This window comes from Pseudomonas sp. S3_G06, from assembly GCF_054667565.1.
The window spans coordinates 3,462,011-3,479,743 of the sequence record NZ_CP162738.1 but is presented as its reverse complement, the minus strand read 5'-3'; the positions used below and the strand labels follow the sequence as shown (position 1 = coordinate 3,479,743).

General features: G+C 60.9%; 19 protein-coding genes. 18 read left to right on the top strand and 1 reads right to left on the bottom strand.

Annotated features, from left to right (window positions below; genetic code table 11):
• Positions 1-127 precede the first annotated feature (127 nt).
• The 9 genes from fliL to AB4N47_RS15515 all read left to right on the top strand — a co-directional run bounded on the left by fliL (position 128) and on the right by AB4N47_RS15515 (position 5,907).
• Complete coding sequence (fliL, locus tag AB4N47_RS15555; RefSeq protein WP_016771071.1) at positions 128-631, top strand: flagellar basal body-associated protein FliL; 504 nt, start codon at positions 128-130, stop codon at positions 629-631.
• Positions 632-640: 9 nt separating this feature from the next.
• On the top strand, positions 641-1,609 hold the full coding sequence (gene fliM, locus AB4N47_RS15550; RefSeq protein ID WP_003222890.1) for a flagellar motor switch protein FliM: 969 nt from the start codon (positions 641-643) through the stop codon (positions 1,607-1,609).
• Positions 1,610-1,663: 54 nt separating this feature from the next.
• A complete protein-coding gene (gene fliN / locus AB4N47_RS15545) occupies positions 1,664-2,122 on the top strand; it encodes a flagellar motor switch protein FliN (protein ID WP_016771070.1) in 459 nt (152 codons plus the stop codon).
• Positions 2,123-2,575 (top strand): flagellar biosynthetic protein FliO, encoded by a 453-nt coding sequence (fliO, locus tag AB4N47_RS15540; protein WP_341638788.1) that lies wholly within the window; start codon positions 2,123-2,125, stop codon positions 2,573-2,575.
• Complete coding sequence (fliP, locus tag AB4N47_RS15535; RefSeq protein WP_071171446.1) at positions 2,575-3,333, top strand: flagellar type III secretion system pore protein FliP; 759 nt, start codon at positions 2,575-2,577, stop codon at positions 3,331-3,333. The genes fliO and fliP overlap by 1 nt, the downstream gene beginning before the upstream one ends.
• A complete protein-coding gene (gene fliQ, locus AB4N47_RS15530) occupies positions 3,330-3,599 on the top strand; it encodes a flagellar biosynthesis protein FliQ (RefSeq protein WP_016771067.1) in 270 nt (89 codons plus the stop codon). Before fliP ends, fliQ begins: the two co-directional genes overlap by 4 nt.
• Positions 3,600-3,602: 3 nt before the next feature.
• Entirely contained in the window at positions 3,603-4,388 is a 786-nt protein-coding gene (gene fliR, locus AB4N47_RS15525; protein ID WP_039761194.1) for a flagellar biosynthetic protein FliR, read from the top strand.
• Between the two features lie 3 nt (positions 4,389-4,391).
• On the top strand, positions 4,392-5,531 hold the full coding sequence (flhB, locus tag AB4N47_RS15520; RefSeq protein WP_016771065.1) for a flagellar biosynthesis protein FlhB: 1,140 nt from the start codon (positions 4,392-4,394) through the stop codon (positions 5,529-5,531).
• Positions 5,532-5,670: 139 nt separating this feature from the next.
• Positions 5,671-5,907 (top strand): hypothetical protein, encoded by a 237-nt coding sequence (locus AB4N47_RS15515; RefSeq protein WP_095050185.1) that lies wholly within the window; start codon positions 5,671-5,673, stop codon positions 5,905-5,907.
• A gap of 166 nt (positions 5,908-6,073) precedes the next feature.
• Here AB4N47_RS15515 and AB4N47_RS15510 read toward each other — a convergent pair whose 3' ends face one another.
• Positions 6,074-6,433 (bottom strand): DUF6124 family protein, encoded by a 360-nt coding sequence (locus AB4N47_RS15510; RefSeq protein WP_024012116.1) that lies wholly within the window; start codon positions 6,431-6,433, stop codon positions 6,074-6,076.
• A gap of 529 nt (positions 6,434-6,962) precedes the next feature.
• Between AB4N47_RS15510 and flhA the strand changes: the two genes are divergently transcribed.
• The 9 genes from flhA (at position 6,963) to AB4N47_RS15465 (ending at position 17,733) form a co-directional block, all read left to right on the top strand.
• Positions 6,963-9,092 carry a flagellar biosynthesis protein FlhA gene (flhA, locus tag AB4N47_RS15505; RefSeq protein WP_016771062.1) on the top strand — a complete coding sequence of 710 codons (2,130 nt, stop codon included), beginning with the start codon at positions 6,963-6,965 and terminating at the stop codon, positions 9,090-9,092.
• Between the two features lie 11 nt (positions 9,093-9,103).
• The gene (flhF, locus tag AB4N47_RS15500; protein ID WP_024012117.1) at positions 9,104-10,444 is read left to right on the top strand and encodes a flagellar biosynthesis protein FlhF; all 1,341 of its coding nucleotides are present in this window, start codon (positions 9,104-9,106) and stop codon (positions 10,442-10,444) included.
• A 116-nt stretch (positions 10,445-10,560) separates the two neighbouring features.
• The gene (fleN, locus tag AB4N47_RS15495) at positions 10,561-11,391 is read left to right on the top strand and encodes a flagellar synthesis regulator FleN (protein WP_016771060.1); all 831 of its coding nucleotides are present in this window, start codon (positions 10,561-10,563) and stop codon (positions 11,389-11,391) included.
• Positions 11,388-12,128: an RNA polymerase sigma factor FliA gene (fliA, locus tag AB4N47_RS15490; RefSeq protein ID WP_016771059.1), complete on the top strand. Its 741-nt coding sequence runs from the start codon at positions 11,388-11,390 to the stop codon at positions 12,126-12,128. The genes fleN and fliA overlap by 4 nt, the downstream gene beginning before the upstream one ends.
• Before the next feature lie 167 nt (positions 12,129-12,295).
• Entirely contained in the window at positions 12,296-12,667 is a 372-nt protein-coding gene (locus AB4N47_RS15485; RefSeq protein ID WP_024012118.1) for a chemotaxis response regulator CheY, read from the top strand.
• A gap of 18 nt (positions 12,668-12,685) precedes the next feature.
• Positions 12,686-13,474, top strand: coding sequence for a protein phosphatase CheZ (locus AB4N47_RS15480; RefSeq protein ID WP_016771058.1), 789 nt, complete (start codon positions 12,686-12,688; stop codon positions 13,472-13,474).
• 53 nt (positions 13,475-13,527) lie between these two features.
• Entirely contained in the window at positions 13,528-15,798 is a 2,271-nt protein-coding gene (locus tag AB4N47_RS15475) for a chemotaxis protein CheA (RefSeq protein ID WP_341638789.1), read from the top strand.
• A gap of 49 nt (positions 15,799-15,847) precedes the next feature.
• Positions 15,848-16,993 carry a protein-glutamate methylesterase/protein-glutamine glutaminase gene (locus AB4N47_RS15470; RefSeq protein ID WP_056783833.1) on the top strand — a complete coding sequence of 382 codons (1,146 nt, stop codon included), beginning with the start codon at positions 15,848-15,850 and terminating at the stop codon, positions 16,991-16,993.
• Positions 16,993-17,733 (top strand): flagellar motor protein, encoded by a 741-nt coding sequence (locus tag AB4N47_RS15465; protein WP_016771055.1) that lies wholly within the window; start codon positions 16,993-16,995, stop codon positions 17,731-17,733. Before AB4N47_RS15470 ends, AB4N47_RS15465 begins: the two co-directional genes overlap by 1 nt.

Genomic DNA, 17,733 nt, shown 5'->3' with positions numbered 1-17,733 from the left:
GCGAGCAGGCTCGCTCCCACATTTGTTTATGGCGCCGTTCAGATGACGCGTTGACACTTCTGGCATAACACTTGCTCTTGCCTTGCCGTGCGACTGTGAAACCCCCGATTAGTGACGGATTATTGGCATGGCGAAGAGCGAAGCTGCAGCAGTAAAAGACCCCGCAACCAAAGGCAAACTCAAGCTGATCATCGTGATCGTGCTGGCGTTGCTGGTGGCCATTGGTGCATCCGTCGGGGCGACCTGGTTCTTCATGCACGGCGCGCAGAGCAAGCCTGCCGAGGCCGCTGAAGCAGCGCCGGTCGGCAAGCAGGCGGCGATTTTCGAGCCGATGGCGCCGGCCTTCGTTGCCAACTACAACCAGAACGGCCGTCAGCGCTACATGCAGGTGAGCATCACCATGCTGGCGCGTAATCAGGCCGATCTGGACGCGCTCAAAGTGCACATGCCGGTTATCCGCAACAACCTGGTGATGCTCTTCTCCGGTCAGGATTTCGCCACACTGGCGACACCGGTCGGGCAAGAGATGTTGCGCCAGAAGGCCACCGCCAGCGTCCAGGAAGTGGCGCAGAAAGAGCTGGGCAAAGTGGTCATCGAACAGTTGCTTTTCACTAATTTCGTACTGCAGTAGGAACACGACATGGCCGTGCAGGATCTGCTGTCCCAGGATGAAATCGATGCGCTGCTGCATGGCGTCGATGATGGTCTGGTACAGACCGATAATGCTGCCGAACCCGGCAGTGTCAAAAGCTACGACCTGACCAGCCAGGATCGCATCGTCCGTGGACGCATGCCGACGCTGGAAATGATCAACGAGCGTTTCGCCCGCTACACCCGCATCAGCATGTTCAACATGCTGCGCCGCTCGGCGGACGTGGCCGTCGGTGGCGTGCAGGTGATGAAGTTCGGCGAATACGTGCACTCGCTGTACGTGCCGACCAGCCTCAACCTGGTCAAGATCAAACCGCTGCGCGGCACCGCGCTGTTCATCCTCGACGCCAAACTGGTGTTCAAGCTGGTGGACAACTTCTTCGGCGGCGACGGCCGTCACGCCAAGATCGAAGGGCGGGAATTCACCCCGACTGAATTGCGCGTGGTGCGCATGGTGCTCGAGCAGGCTTTCGTCGATCTGAAGGAAGCGTGGCAGGCGATCATGGAAGTCAATTTCGAGTACATCAACTCGGAAGTGAACCCGGCCATGGCCAACATCGTCGGCCCGAGCGAAGCGATTGTGGTCTCCACCTTCCACATCGAACTCGATGGCGGTGGCGGCGATCTGCACGTGACCATGCCGTACTCGATGATCGAGCCGGTGCGCGAGATGCTCGACGCCGGTTTCCAGTCCGACCTCGACGATCAGGACGAGCGCTGGGTCAACGCCCTGCGCCAGGACGTGCTCGATGTCGACGTGCCGATCGGTGCCACCGTGGCCCGCCGCCAGTTGAAGCTGCGCGACATCCTGCACATGCAACCGGGGGATGTGATCCCGGTCGAGATGCCGGAAGACATGATCATGCGCGCCAACGGCGTGCCGGCCTTCAAGGTCAAGATGGGCTCGCACAAAGGTAACCTCGCGTTGCAGGTGATCGAGCCGATCGAGCGTCGCTGAGGCGGCGCTTTTCACCCCGTATTTAACCGAATTGTTGCCCGCCGAGGACACATGATGAACGACGATATGAACGCCCAAGACGACCAGGCACTCGCCGATGAATGGGCCGCGGCCCTGGAAGAAACCGGTGATGCCGGCCAGGCTGACATCGATGCACTGCTGGCTGCCGACGCCGGCACTTCCAGCTCCAACCGTCTGCCGATGGAAGAGTTCGGCAGCGTGCCGAAGAACAACGATCCGGTGACCCTCGACGGTCCGAACCTGGACGTGATCCTCGACATTCCGGTGTCGATCTCGATGGAAGTCGGCAGCACCGACATCAACATCCGCAACCTGCTGCAACTCAACCAGGGTTCGGTGATCGAGCTTGATCGTCTGGCCGGTGAGCCGCTCGACGTGCTGGTCAACGGCACCTTGATCGCCCACGGCGAAGTAGTGGTGGTCAACGAGAAGTTCGGCATCCGCCTGACTGACGTGATCAGCCCAAGCGAACGCATCAAGAAGCTGCGCTGAGTGAAAAGGTTTCTCTGGGTGCTGCTGGCATGGCCGTTGAGCGTGCTGGCTGCCGAGCCGAGCGCAACCACTGCCGCGCCTGCCGCCACCGCGCCGATGGTCAACAGCGGCGTGGCCGGTCAGTTGGCGCAACTGGTGTTCGGTTTGCTGCTGGTGCTGGGCTTGATCTTCTTCCTCGCCTGGCTGCTGCGCCGCGTGCAGCAGGCGGGGCCGGCCGGCAAGGGCCAGGTGATCGAGTTGATCGGTTCACGCGCGCTCGGCCCGCGTGACCGCTTGATGCTGGTGCAGGTCGGCAACGAGCAGATTCTGCTCGGCCTCAGCCCCGGCACCATCACCGCGCTGCATGTGCTGAAGGAACCGGTCGAAGTCCCCAGCGCCAGTGAAAAAGCGACGCCGGAATTTGCTCAGCATCTGCTGAAAATTCTCGGCAAGGACCAAAAGGATACGAAGTAATGGGTGCGCTCCGCATCGTCTTGACGCTGCTCCTGTTGCTGGCCGCGCCGCTGGCGTTCGCCGCCGATCCGTTGTCGATCCCGGCGATCACGCTGGGCACCAATGCCGATGGCGCGCAGGAATATTCGGTCAGTCTGCAGATCCTGCTGATCATGACCGCGCTGAGTTTTATTCCGGCGGCGGTCATCCTGATGACCAGCTTCACGCGGATCATCATCGTCTTCTCGATCCTGCGTCAGGCCCTCGGCCTGCAACAGACGCCGTCGAACCAGATCCTCACCGGCATGGCGCTGTTCCTGACGCTGTTCATCATGGCGCCGGTGTTCGACCGGGTGAACAACGACGCGCTGCAACCGTATCTGGCGGAAACCCTCACCGCGCAGCAAGCGGTGGAGAAGGCTCAGGTGCCGATCAAGGACTTCATGCTCGCCCAGACCCGCACCAGCGATCTGGAGCTGTTCATGCGCCTGTCCAAGCGCACCGACATCGCCAGCCCGGATCAGGCGCCGCTGACCATTCTGGTGCCGGCGTTCGTGACCTCCGAGCTTAAAACCGCCTTCCAGATCGGCTTCATGATCTTCATTCCGTTCCTGATCATCGACCTCGTTGTCGCGAGCGTGCTGATGGCCATGGGTATGATGATGCTCTCGCCGCTGATCATCTCGCTGCCGTTCAAGATCATGCTGTTCGTGCTCGTCGATGGCTGGGCGCTGATCATCGGTACTCTGGCCAGCAGTTTTGGAGGTGTTTCGCCATGACGCCGGAAGTCGCGGTCGATATCTTTCGTGAAGCCCTGTGGCTGACCACCATGATGGTCGCCATTCTGGTGGTGCCGAGCCTATTGGTCGGCCTGCTGGTGTCGATGTTCCAGGCCGCCACGCAGATCAACGAACAGACCCTGAGCTTCCTGCCGCGTCTGCTGGTGATGCTGGTGACCCTGATCATCGGCGGTCCGTGGATCGTGCAGACGTTCATGGAATACATCATCCAGCTGTACAAAAACATTCCGATGGTCATCGGCTAAGCCATGCAATCGCTGCTTCAGCTGACCGACACCCAGATCAGCACCTGGGTGGCGTCGTTCATGTTGCCGCTGTTTCGCGTGGCGTCGATGCTGATGGTCATGCCGGTGTTCGGCACCACCCTGATTCCGCGGCGCGTGCGCTTGTATTTCGCCGTGGCGATCACCGTGGTCATCACCCCGGCGCTGCCGCCGATGCCCGCCGTCAGCCCACTCGATCTCAGCGGCCTGCTGCTGATCGGTGAGCAGATTCTGGTTGGCGCCGTACTGGGCTTTTCCCTGCAACTGTTCTTCCAGGCCTTTGCCGTCGCCGGGCAGATTGTCGCGGTGCAGATGGGTATGGGCTTCGCCTCGATGATCGACCCTACCAACGGTGTTTCGGTGGCGGTGATCGGGCAGTTCTTCACCATGCTGGTGACGTTGCTGTTCCTGTCGATGAACGGCCATCTGGTGGTGTTCGAAGTCCTCACTGAAAGCTTCACCACGCTGCCGGTCGGCGGCGGTTTGATGGTCGAGCATTACTGGGAATTGGCCGGCAAACTCGGCTGGGTCCTCGGCGCTGCATTGCTGCTGGTGTTGCCGGCCGTCACCGCACTGTTGGTGGTCAACATCGCCTTCGGCGTGATGACCCGCGCCGCGCCGCAACTGAACATCTTCTCGATCGGTTTTCCGCTGACCCTGGTGCTCGGCCTGTTCATCGTCTGGGTCGGCCTTGCGGATATTCTCAACCAGTATCAACCGCTGGCCAGCGAGGCCTTGCAGTTGCTACGCGAACTGGCACGGGCGCGCTGAGTCATGGCAGAGAGCGAAAGCGGTCAGGACAAAACGGAAGACCCCACGGAGAAGCGCAAAAAGGACTCCCGTGAGAAGGGTGAAATCGCCCGTTCCAAAGAGCTCAACACTCTGGCCGTGATGATGGCCGGAGCCTCTGCGCTGCTGATCTTCGGCGGCATGCTCGCGCAAGAAATGATGGACGTGATGCGCCTGAACTTCACCCTGTCCCGCGAAGTGGTCATGGACCAAGGCGCGATGGGCCGGTTCTTGCTGGAGTCGGGCCTGATCGCCTTGCTGGCGATTCAGCCGGTGATGATCACCCTGTTGCTCGCCGCCATCATCGGGCCGATCTCCCTCGGTGGCTGGCTGTTCGCGGCAAGTTCGCTGGCACCCAAATTCAGTCGGATGAACCCGGCCGCCGGCCTCAAACGGATGTTCTCGTTCAAGGCTGTGGTCGAACTGCTCAAGGCACTGGCCAAGTTTCTGATTACCTTGGGCGTGGCGCTGTTGGTGTTATCCGCCGACGTCGACGACTTGCTGCGCATCGCCCACGAACCACTGGACATGGCGATCATCCACAGCGTCTTGCTGGTGGGCTGGAGCACGCTGTGGCTGGCCTGCGGTCTGATCATCATCGCCGCCGTCGACGTGCCGGTGCAGATATGGGAGAGCATGAAGAAGCTCAAGATGACCAAGCAGGAAGTGCGCGACGAACACAAGGACCAGGAAGGCCGCCCCGAGGTCAAGCAACGCATTCGCCAGACCCAGCGCGAAATGTCCCAGCGGCGCATGATGGCAGCGATTCCCGAAGCCGACGTGGTCATCACCAACCCGACCCACTACGCGGTCGCGCTCAAATACGACTCGGAGAAGGGCGGCGCGCCGGTGCTGCTGGCCAAGGGCAGCGACTTCATCGCCCTGAAAATCCGCGAAATCGCAGTGGCCAACAACGTCATGCTGCTTGAATCGCCGGCGCTGGCGCGCTCGATCTATTACTCAACTGAGCTTGAGCAGGAAATTCCTGGCGGGCTGTATCTGGCAGTGGCGCAGGTGCTGGCCTACGTCTACCAGATCCGCCAGCACCAGGCAGGCAAGGGCAAGCGGCCGGATCCGTTGAAGGATGATTTGCCGATTCCGCCGGACTTGCGTCGCGACTCCTGACGTCGTTGTGCAGCCATTGGTCTGAGATCTCCCTTTACTGTCAACTCTGACAGGTGCGCTCGTCGTGATTTTGCAGTTTGATGCAAGGTGCAGGCACGCACTGACGCGGTCAGGCAGGCGAGTGCAAGGGAGCACGACAATGAAAGGTATTTTCAGCAGTTATGACGAAAAAACCGGAAGGGGCACCATCACGCCGAAGCCCTCGGGACGATGTATTTCCTTTGCCGAAGCCACGGGTTTTTTTCTGACGGCCAAAGAATACCGATTCAGCATTCCATTGCCCGATGCCCTGCGGGCGAGCGTCAAAGTCGGCGGCGAGGTCGAGTTCGAATTGCCCAAGAGCAAGAATGGAAAAGTAAAAATCCTCCGGTATTGACCACTGTTCGCAAAGCCGCTGAAAACGGGGCGGCGGTTTTTTATGATCGTTCCCACGCTCTGCGTGGGAATGCAGCCCGGACGCTCCGCGTCCCTTCCAAAGCCGAACGCAGAGCGTCCGTTGAGGCATTCCCACGCAGGAGCGTGGGAACGATCATCGCGTGTCGCTACTGCGGCAACTCCAGATTATCCAGCACCCGATTCACCGCCAGTTCCCCGAGCATGATCAGTTGCGCGATGCCCATCAGGGTACGGCGCTGGGATGGTTTCACCAGTCCGGCGAATTCCTGGGCGATGGTTTTGGCCGAGGCGAGGGTTTCGCAGGCGTTGGCCAGCAGGTCTTCGTTTTTGGTGTCGGCGGTGACGGCGTACATGGCGCGGGGGCTGAACGGCGGTGGGGTCGAGCCGGGTGGGCAGAGGTAGTGGTCGAGGGCGCGGTCGGCGGCTTGGTGGAGTTTTTTTGAGTCGAGGGATTCGTAGGGGGAGGTGGGGTCGGACTCGGGCGGGTTGGGTGTGGGTTTGATCATGGTGAAGCTCCTGAGGTTATGGAGCCACTTTCCCCCTGTCGCTAAACAAGTGAAGGTGGCAGCTGTACGCAGGTTAGCGAACCGGTCTCAGGCACCCCGGTAGACCCGAAGGTCTCCCGCATACAGCCGCCATAACGTTATTGCGGGCGAAAAATCCCGCAACGAAGCCACGATCGCTGATGCACTGAGTTGATCCGGGTCGCTAAACCCGATCGCTGATTCGTCAGCGACCGGACCACGATAGAACCCGACCCCCAGGTGCACAAGCCGGCGGATTCTGGCTTGGCTGTAGGCAATGGCGCAAGGATTTGTAGCCTTGAGACCGTGTCGGCAGGTGTCTTTTAAACTCGTCGTTTAAAAACAAAGATCGCAGCCTTCGGCAGCTCCTACAGGAGATGTAAATCCATGTAGGAGCTGCCGAAGGCTGCGATCTTTTCTGCTTGGGCAAAAGTTGGAAAGCTTCTTGCAATAGCCGCCCTGCGTCCGTTCGGGGCGTCAAAAGTTTGCTTTAAAGGAACGGGGAAAACCGGTGGATCGCACTCAGTTATTCAATACAGCACGCACCAACGTTGCCGACCTCAGTCGAGGCAATCTGGGCGTGCCGTTGTTGCTGCTGGTCATGCTGGCGATGATGATGTTGCCGGTGCCGCCGTTCCTGCTCGACGTCTTCTTTACCTTCAACATTGCCCTGTCGATCGTCGTCCTGCTGGTCTGCGTGTATGCGCTGCGGCCGCTGGATTTCGCCGTGTTTCCGACCATTCTGCTGGTGGCGACGTTGCTGCGACTGGCGTTGAACGTGGCCTCGACGCGGGTGGTGATGCTCCACGGTCAGGACGGCCACGCCGCAGCCGGTAAGGTAATTCAGGCCTTCGGTGAGGTGGTGATCGGCGGTAACTACGTGGTCGGTATCGTGGTTTTCGCGATCCTCATGATCATCAACTTCGTCGTGGTGACCAAGGGTGCCGGGCGGATTTCCGAGGTGAGCGCGCGTTTCACCCTCGATGCGATGCCCGGCAAACAAATGGCGATCGACGCCGACCTCAACGCCGGCCTGATCGACCAGAATCAAGCCAAGTCGCGCCGTCAGGAAGTCGCCCAAGAGGCGGAGTTCTACGGTTCGATGGACGGTGCGAGCAAGTTCGTCCGTGGTGACGCGATCGCCGGCCTGTTGATTCTGTTCATCAACCTCATTGGCGGCATGGCGGTTGGTATCTTCCAGCACGGCATGAGCTTCGGCGATGCGGGCAAGGTTTACGCCTTGCTGACCATCGGTGACGGTTTAGTGGCGCAATTGCCATCACTGTTGTTATCTACAGCAGCGGCGATCATGGTGACCCGTGCTTCCGGCTCGGAAGACATGGGCAAGCAGATCAACCGCCAGATGTTCGCCTCGCCGAAAGCGCTGGCCGTGGCCGCTGGTTTGATGGCGGTGATGGGCCTGGTGCCGGGCATGCCGCACTTCTCCTTCCTGAGCATGGCGGCGCTGGCTGCGGGCGGCGCGTACCTGTTCTGGAAAAAGCAGAATGTGGCCAAGGTCGTGGCGCTGGAAGAGGTCAAGCGTCAGCAGGAACTGCTGCCGTCGCCGGCCCGCGCCATGGAAACCAAGGAGCTGGGCTGGGACGACGTGACGCCGATCGACATGATCGGCCTGGAAGTCGGCTATCGCCTGATCCCGTTGGTGGACCGCAATCAGGGTGGGCAATTGCTTGCGCGGATCAAGGGCGTGCGCAAGAAGCTCTCGCAGGATCTGGGCTTCCTGATGCCGACCGTGCACATCCGCGACAACCTCGATCTGGCGCCGAGCGCGTATCGCTTGACGCTGATGGGCGTGATTCTCGCCGAGGCCGAGATCTACCCGGATCGCGAACTGGCGATCAACCCGGGCCAGGTCTACGGCTCGCTCAACGGGATCAACGCCAAAGATCCGGCTTTCGGACTCGAGGCAGTGTGGATCGAAATCAGCCAGCGCGCCCAGGCGCAATCGCTCGGCTACACCGTGGTCGACGCCAGCACCGTGGTCGCCACCCACTTGAACCAGATTCTGTACAAGCACTCCAGTGAGCTGATCGGCCACGAGGAAGTGCAGCAGCTCATGCAATTGCTGGCCAAGAGCTCGCCGAAACTGGCGGAAGAGCTGGTGCCGGGCGTGGTTTCGCTGTCGCAGTTGCTCAAGGTCCTGCAAGCGCTGCTCGCCGAGCACGTGCCGGTGCGCGACATTCGCAGCATCGCCGAAGCGATCGCGAACAACGCTGCCAAGAGTCAAGATACCGCCGCGCTGGTCGCCGCTGTGCGGGTCGGCGTATCCCGTGCAATCGTCCAAAGCATTGTAGGCACTGAGTCCGAGCTGCCTGTAATCACATTGGAACCAAGGTTGGAACAGATATTGCTCAATAGTCTGCAGAAGGCAGGACAAGGCTCGGAAGAGGGCGTTCTGCTGGAGCCGAGCATGGCCGAGAAGCTGCAGCGTTCGTTGATCGAAGCGGCCCAGCGTCAGGAAATGCAAGGCCAACCGGTGATCCTGCTGGTAGCAGGCCCGATTCGCGCGATGCTCTCGCGCTTCGGTCGCCTCGCAGTGCCAGGCCTGCATGTACTGGCCTACCAGGAAGTACCGGACAACAAGCAAGTGACCATCGTTGCGACAGTAGGGCCCAACGGCTGAGGTAGTGGTTTATGCAAGTTAAGCGTTTTTTCGCCGCCGATATGCGTCAGGCCATGAAGCTGGTTCGCGATGAGCTGGGCGCTGATGCCGCCATCATCGGCAACCGCCGCATTGCCGGCGGCGTCGAGTTGACGGCGGCTCTGGATTACAAATTGTCGGCGCTGGCGCCACGGGTTCCGAACATGGAACTCGAAGACGAGCTGCGCAAGACCCAGTCGCGCATCGTCACCGCCCAGGCCGAGCTGAGCCTGCGTGGCGAAGCCGACGGCAACACCAATCAGCAGTTGTTCGCCGGGCTGCCGTTGACCGCAGGCCTGCCGCTGACCGCTGCCGAACCGTTGAGCGAGCCGACCTACGCCGCACCGACGCGCCCGGCCGCAGCGCCTGCGCAGGCCTCGGCGGGCGTCGATCCGCGTGCGCTGGATTCGATGCGTTTTGAATTGAACAGCCTGCGCGAGCTGATGGAAGTTCAGCTCGGCACCCTGGCCTGGAATCAGCTGCAAGGCAGCCGTCCGGCCCAAGCCAATCTGTACCGCCGTCTGCAGCGCATCGGCCTGTCCGGCCCGCTGTCGCGCGATCTGCTGGCGATGATCACCGATATCGAAGAACCGCGTCAGGCCTGGCGCATGCTGCTGGCGCACCTGGCGCGGATGATTGCCGTACCGGAAGTCGAGCCGCTGGAAGAGGGCGGTGTGATTGCCATGGTCGGCCCCGCCGGCATGGGCAAGACCACCACGCTGGCCAAGCTCGCCGCGCGTTACGTGCTCAAGTACGGCGCGCAGAACGTTGCACTGGTGAGCATGGACAGCTTCCGCATCGGCGCGCAGGAACAACTGAAAACCCTCGGGCGCATCCTCAACGTGCCGGTAACGCACGTCGATCCGGGTCAGTCGCTGGTGCAGGCATTGGATCCACTGCTACGCAAACGCGTGGTTTTGATCGATACTGCCGGCCTGCAAGCCAGTGATCCGGCGTTGCGCATGCAGCTCGAGAGCTTGGCCGGGCGTGGCATTCGCTCAAAAAATTATCTGGTCCTGGCAACCACCAGCCAGAAACAGGTTCTAACCGCCGCTTATCACAGTTACAAGCGTTGCGGGCTGGCCGGCTGCATCCTGACTAAACTGGATGAAACGGCCAGTCTCGGCGAAGTGTTGAGCCTGGCGATCAGTCATGAATTGCCGGTCGCGTATCTGACCGATGGCCCACGGATTCCGGATGATTTGCATCTGCCGCGCCGTCATCAACTGGTCAGCCGCGCCGTCAGCGTGCAAATGCAGGAAGAACCCAGCGAAGAAGCCATGGCTGACATGTTCGCTGATATCTATCACAGCCCGACCAAGCAGGTTGGCTGAGGTAATCATGAACAGTTTTTGTACCTACATCGATGGTCTGCCACGCATTGTTCCGATCAGGAACGCGCAGCCAGTAATGTGGCCTCCGTCTATGCAAGACAAGGTAAAGAAATAACATGGGCAGCATGCATCCCGTACAGGTGATCGCGGTGACCGGCGGCAAAGGTGGCGTCGGCAAGACTAACGTGTCAGTGAACTTGTCGCTGGCGCTGGCAGAGCTTGGCCGTCGGGTCATGCTGCTGGACGCCGACCTGGGCCTGGCGAACGTCGACGTTCTGCTGGGGCTGACACCCAAGCGCACACTGGCCGACGTCATCGAAGGCCGTTGCGAACTGCGCGACGTGCTGTTGCAGGGGCCGGGCGGGATTCGCATCGTGCCGGCGGCCTCCGGCACGCAGAGCATGGTGCACCTGAGCCCGGCGCAGCACGCCGGCCTGATCCAGGCGTTCAGCGACATCGGCGACAATCTCGACGTGCTGGTGATCGACACCGCTGCGGGTATTGGTGACTCGGTAGTCAGTTTCGTACGCGCCGCCCAGGAAGTGTTGCTGGTGGTCTGCGACGAGCCGACTTCGATCACCGACGCTTACGCGCTGATCAAGTTGCTCAACCGCGACTACGGCATGAACCGCTTCCGCGTCCTGGCCAACATGGCGCAGAGCCCGCAGGAAGGGCGCAACCTGTTCGCCAAGTTGACCAAGGTCACGGATCGCTTCCTCGACGTCGCCCTACAATACGTCGGCGCCGTGCCGTACGACGAAAGCGTGCGCAAAGCGGTGCAGAAGCAGCGCGCCGTCTACGAAGCCTTTCCCCGTTCCAAGTGCGCGCTGGCCTTCAAGGCCATCGCCCAGAAGGTCGACACCTGGCCGCTGCCGGCCAACCCGCGCGGGCATCTGGAATTTTTCGTCGAGCGTCTCGTGCAGCAAACCGCAGGGCCTGTGATATGACCGCCAGTGGCATGAATCTTTACAAAAAGTCGGCGCGTGACGCGCAATACGAATTGATCGAGCGTTACGCGCCACTGGTCAAGCGCATTGCCTATCACTTGCTGGCGCGCCTGCCGGCCAGCGTGCAGGTCGAAGACCTGATCCAGGCCGGGATGATCGGTTTGCTCGAAGTCTCGACCAAATACGACGCCAGCAAAGGCGCCAGTTTCGAAACGTACGCGGGCATTCGAATCCGCGGCGCGATGCTCGATGAAGTGCGCAAAGGGGATTGGGCGCCACGCTCGGTTCACCGTAATACCAGGATGGTCAGCGACGCGATTCGCTCGATTGAAGCTAAAACCGGCCGTGACGCTAAAGATCACGAGGTTGCGGCCGAACTCCAATTGAGTCTCGACGATTACTACGGGATTCTGAATGACACCTTGGGCAGTCGCCTGTTCAGTTTCGACGACCTCTTGCAGGACGGCGAACACGAAGGGCTGCACGAGGATGGCGCCAGTGCTCATATGGAGCCGTCACGCGATCTGGAAGATGAACGCTTCCAGGCGGCGCTGGCGGACGCGATTGCCAATTTGCCGGAGCGTGAGCGACTGGTGTTGGCGCTGTACTACGACGAAGAGCTGAACCTCAAGGAAATCGGTGAAGTCCTTGGCGTCAGTGAATCGCGGGTCAGCCAGTTACACAGCCAGTGCGCGGCCCGTCTGCGGGGGCGTTTGGGGGAGTGGCGAGCGCGCTGAAGGCAGTGTGGGGACACTGCGAAACGAGGCTGGTGCGGTGATGAACGGCGCCGGTCTCGATCCGTTGTGCTCCAGACAAACTTTAAGTGCTGCGCCGATTGATTGAAGTGGCGCGTCCAGGTGCTGGGCGCGTTTAAGACTGCTTGGAGGTCGAATTGAACAAAGACATGAAAATCCTCATCGTTGATGACTTCTCAACGATGCGGCGGATCATCAAGAACCTGCTGCGCGATCTTGGGTTCACCAACACCGTCGAGGCCGACGATGGCACCACTGCCATTCCGGTGCTCAACAGCGGCAGCATCGACTTTCTGGTAACGGACTGGAACATGCCGGGCATGACCGGTATCGACCTGCTGCGTCACGTGCGCGCCGATGAAAAACTCAAGCACCTCCCGGTGTTGATGGTGACTGCTGAAGCCAAGCGCGAGCAGATCATCGAGGCCGCCCAGGCCGGTGTGAACGGTTACGTGGTCAAACCTTTCACGGCTCAAGCGTTGAAAGACAAAATCGAGAAGATTTTCGAACGCATCGGCTGATGAATGCGCGGGGGAGCTATGGAGCATAACGAATCATCACAGGGCGATTTCGAATCGACCCTGAAAAAACACGCGGTCGAACTGGTCGAGAGCCTTGAAAAAGGCAAGTTCGGCGACGCGGTGCAACTGATCCATGAGCTCAATCAGACCCGTGACCGCGGCCTGTATCAGGAAGTGGGCAAACTCACACGTGAACTGCACAGTGCGATCGTCAATTTCCAGATTGATCCGCACATGCCGCAGGCCGAGGAAGTGTCGCAAATCACCGACGCCACCGAACGCCTGGGCTATGTGGTCAAGCTGACGGAAGCCGCGGCCAACCGCACCATGGATCTGGTGGAAAGCGCCACGCCGGTGGTCAACAGTCTCGCTGATGAAGCGCAGACGTTGAGCGCCGATTGGGGCCGCTTCATGCGTCGCGAGGTCGGGGCTGAAGAGTTCCGCGAACTGGCGCGCCGGGTCGACGGTTTTCTGTCACGCAGCAGCACGGACAACCGTGCGGTGTCGAGCAACCTCAACGACATCCTGCTGGCTCAGGATTACCAGGACCTCACAGGTCAAGTGATCAAGCGTGTGACCCAACTGGTCACCGAAGTCGAAAGCAATCTGCTCAAACTCGTGCTCATGGCCAGTCAGGTCGACCGCTTTGCGGGCATCGAACATGACCGCGCCGCAATGCTTGCTGAAAAAGATCCACAAAAACATCTCTCGCAGGGTGAAGGTCCGCAGATTCATGCCGATAAACGAGAAGACGTTGTGTCCGGTCAGGACGATGTGGACGATTTGTTATCCAGCCTTGGATTCTAGAGTTTCGGAATTCGGGTTTTTTGGGTTTTTAGACCTGTAGGAGCACCCCATTAATGAGCTTCGGCGCCGATGAAGAGATCCTTCAGGATTTCCTGGTTGAGGCCGGCGAGATTCTTGAGCAACTGTCCGAACAACTGGTCGAGCTGGAAAGCCGCCCGGATGATGCAGATCTGCTCAATGCAATTTTTCGCGGTTTCCACACTGTAAAAGGGGGCGCCGGCTTCCTTCAGCTCAATGAGCTGGTGGAGTGCTGTCACATCGCCGAAAACGTGTTCGACATCCTCCGTAAGGGTGAGCGTCGCGTTGATGCAGAACTGATGGACGTTGTGCTCGAAGCACTGGACGCGGTGAACAGCATGTTCAGCGAAGTCCGTGAGCGTGCACCGATTACCGCCGCCACGCCGGAACTGCTGGCCGCGCTGGCGCGTCTGGCCGAGCCGCAATCGGCGGATGAAGCCGTTGCCGCACCAGTAGAAGCGGTGGCAGAACCGGTCGCCGAAAGCGCATCGGAAGACATCACCGATAACGAATTCGAACAACTGCTGGACTCGCTGAACGCCGTCAAGGCCCAGGCCGAGGCTCCGGCCGCTGTCGCTGCTCCCGCGCAGGTTGCCGACACGGCGGCCAGCGATGAAATCACCGACGCCGAGTTTGAATCGCTGCTCGATCAACTGCATGGCAAAGGCCAGTTTGCTGTCGATGCGGTCGCTCCGGCGGCACCAGCAGCGCCGGCCGCACCTGCTGCGGGCGACAGCTCGGACATCACCGACGACGAATTCGAAGCCTTGCTCGATCAGTTGCACGGCAAGGGCAACTTCGCCGTTGACGCGCTGGAATCGGCCATCGCTTCGGCGCCGGCAGCACCTGCTGCACCGGCAGCCGCTGCGGCCGGCAGTGACCTGATCAGCGATCACGAATTCGAATCGCTGCTCGACGAATTGCACGGCAAAGGCAAGTTTGACGCCAGCGCTGCGACTGCGGGTTCCGCGTCGAGCGTCGCCACGCCAGCGGCGAAAGCTCCGGCTGCCGCTGTTGCACCGAAGCCTGCCGCCAAGCCTGAACCGAAAGCCGAGGCGCCGAAACCGGCCGCCGCTGCTGCTCCGGCTCCGGCCCGCGCGCCAGCCGCTGCACCGGCAGAAAAGCCGGCCAGCGAAGCTGAAACCACCGTACGCGTCGACACCGCGCGGCTCGACGAGATCATGAACATGGTCGGCGAGCTGGTGCTGGTGCGTAACCGTCTGGTGCGTCTGGGCCTCAACAGCGGCGACGAAGCCATGTCCAAGGCCGTATCTAACCTCGACGTGGTCACCGCTGACCTGCAGACCGCCGTGATGAAGACGCGGATGCAGCCGATCAAGAAGGTCTTCGGGCGCTTCCCGCGTCTGGTTCGTGACCTCGCGCGGCAGCTGAAGAAAGAGATCAACCTGGAACTGGTGGGTGAAGAAACCGACCTCGACAAAAACCTTGTCGAGGCCCTGGCCGACCCGCTGGTCCACTTGGTGCGCAACGCCGTCGACCACGGCATCGAGTCGCCGGAAGAACGCGAAGCATCGGGCAAGGCCCGTGGCGGTCGCGTGGTGCTGGCGGCCGAGCAGGAAGGCGACCATATCCTGCTGTCGATCTCCGACGACGGCAAAGGCATGGACCCGAACGTCCTGCGTTCGATCGCGGTAAAACGCGGTGTGATGGACAAGGACGCGGCCGATCGCCTGAGCGATACCGAGTGCTACAACCTGATCTTCGCCCCGGGTTTCTCGACCAAGACCGAGATCTCCGACGTGTCCGGCCGTGGTGTCGGCATGGACGTGGTGAAGACCAAGATTTCCCAGCTCAACGGTTCGATCAACATCTACTCGACCAAGGGCCAGGGCTCGAAGATCGTCATCAAGGTGCCTTTGACCCTGGCGATCATGCCGACGCTGATGGTCATGCTCGGCAATCAGGCCTTTGCGTTCCCGCTGGTCAACGTCAACGAAATCTTCCACCTCGACCTGTCGACCACCAATGTCGTCGACGGTCAGGAAGTGGTGATCGTGCGCGACAAGGCGCTGCCATTGTTCTACCTCAAGCGCTGGCTGGTCAGCTCCGCCGCTCACGAAGAGCAGCGCGAAGGCCATGTGGTGATTCTTTCGGTGGGCACACAGCGGATCGGCTTCGTCGTCGATCAACTGGTCGGCCAGGAAGAAGTGGTCATCAAGCCATTGGGCAAAATGCTCCAGGGAACTCCGGGCATGTCCGGCGCCACCATCACCGGTGACGGCCGCATTGCGCTGATTCTCGATGTTCCAAGCATGCTCAAGCGTTACGCCACAAAGCGTATTTGAATCCGGGGCGGCGGCGCGATGACGCGCCGCTGCACCTAATGGAGTGTTTATGGCAGTCAAAGTCCTGGTGGTGGACGATTCGGGTTTTTTCCGCCGCCGCGTCTCGGAAATTCTTTCGGCGGATCCGAGCATCCAGGTGGTCGGCACGGCCACCAACGGTAAAGAGGCGATCGATCAGGCCATGGCCCTCAAGCCTGACGTGATCACCATGGACTACGAGATGCCGATGATGGACGGCATCACGGCAGTGCGGCACATCATGCAGCGCTGCCCGACCCCGGTGTTGATGTTCTCCTCGCTGACCCACGAAGGCGCGCGGGTAACCCTCGATGCGCTGGACGCCGGCGCGGTGGATTTCCTGCCGAAGAATTTCGAAGACATTTCGCGCAATCCCGAGAAGGTCAAGCAACTGCTGTGCGAGAAAGTCCACAGCATCTCGCGCAGCAATCGTCGTTTCAGTGCCTACAGCGCGCCGGCTCCCGCCGCTGCGCCAGCGCCGACGCCTGCTCCGGCAGCGTCGAGCTACGGCAGCCACACGAGCCACAGCAGCCCTGTCCCGGCACGTCCGGCGCCTGCGCCAGCGCCTGCCCGTGCATCCGCTGCCAGCGCTTCGTCGCCGGCTCCGAAACGCAAAGCCTACAAACTGGTTGCCATCGGTACCTCGACCGGCGGCCCGGTCGCGCTGCAACGTGTGCTGACGCAGTTGCCGGCGAACTTCCCGGCGCCGATCGTGCTGATCCAGCACATGCCGGCGGCGTTCACCAAAGCGTTTGCCGAACGTCTCGACAAGCTCTGCCGTATCAGCGTCAAAGAGGCCGAGGATGGCGACATCCTGCGTCCGGGCCTGGCGCTGCTGGCGCCGGGTGGCAAGCAGATGATGATCGACGGCCGTGGCGCGGTGAAGATTCTGCCGGGCGACGAACGTCTGAATTACAAGCCGTGCGTGGACATTACCTTCGGTTCGGCGGCGAAATCCTACGGCGACAAAGTTCTGGCAGTGGTGCTGACCGGCATGGGCGCCGACGGCCGCGAAGGCGCGCGTCTGCTCAAGCAGGGCGGCAGTTCGGTGTGGGCGCAGGACGAAGCAAGCTGCGTGATCTACGGCATGCCGATGGCCATCGTCAAAGCCGATCTGGCTGACGCGGTGTATGGTCTGGACGACATCGGCAAGCACATCGTCGAGGCGTGTATCTGATGGATGTTCTCAGCCTTATCGGCCTCATCATGGCGTTCGTCGCCATCATCGGCGGCAACTACCTTGAAGGCGGCCACCTCGGCGCGCTGGCCAACGGCCCGGCGGCGCTGATCGTACTGGGCGGAACGGTCGGTGCTGCGCTGCTGCAATCGCCGATGAGCGCGTTCAAGCGCGCTATGCAGATTCTCGGCTGGATCTTCTTTCCGCCGCGTGTCGACCTGGCCGGCGGCATCGACCGGGTGGTCAATTGGAGCCTGACGGCGCGCAAGGAAGGCTTGCTTGGCCTCGAAGGCGTGGCCGACGCCGAACCTGACAGCTACTCGCGCAAAGGTCTGCAACTGCTGGTCGATGGCGCCGAGCCGGAGGCGATTCGCAGCATTCTCGAAGTGGATTTCTACACTCAGGAATCCCGCGATATCGAAGCGGCCAAAGTGTTCGAAAGCATGGGCGGCTACGCGCCGACCATCGGCATCATCGGTGCGGTGATGGGCCTGATTCACGTGATGGGCAACCTCGCCGATCCGTCGCAACTGGGTAACGGCATTGCCGTGGCGTTCGTCGCGACCATCTATGGCGTGGCCAGTGCCAACCTGATCCTCTTGCCGGTCGCGGCCAAGCTCAAGTCCATCGCGTTGCGGCAGTCGCGTTATCGCGAAATGTTGCTGGAAGGAATTCTGTCGATCGCCGAAGGTGAAAACCCTCGTTCCATTGAGTTGAAGCTGCAAGGCTTCATGGACTAA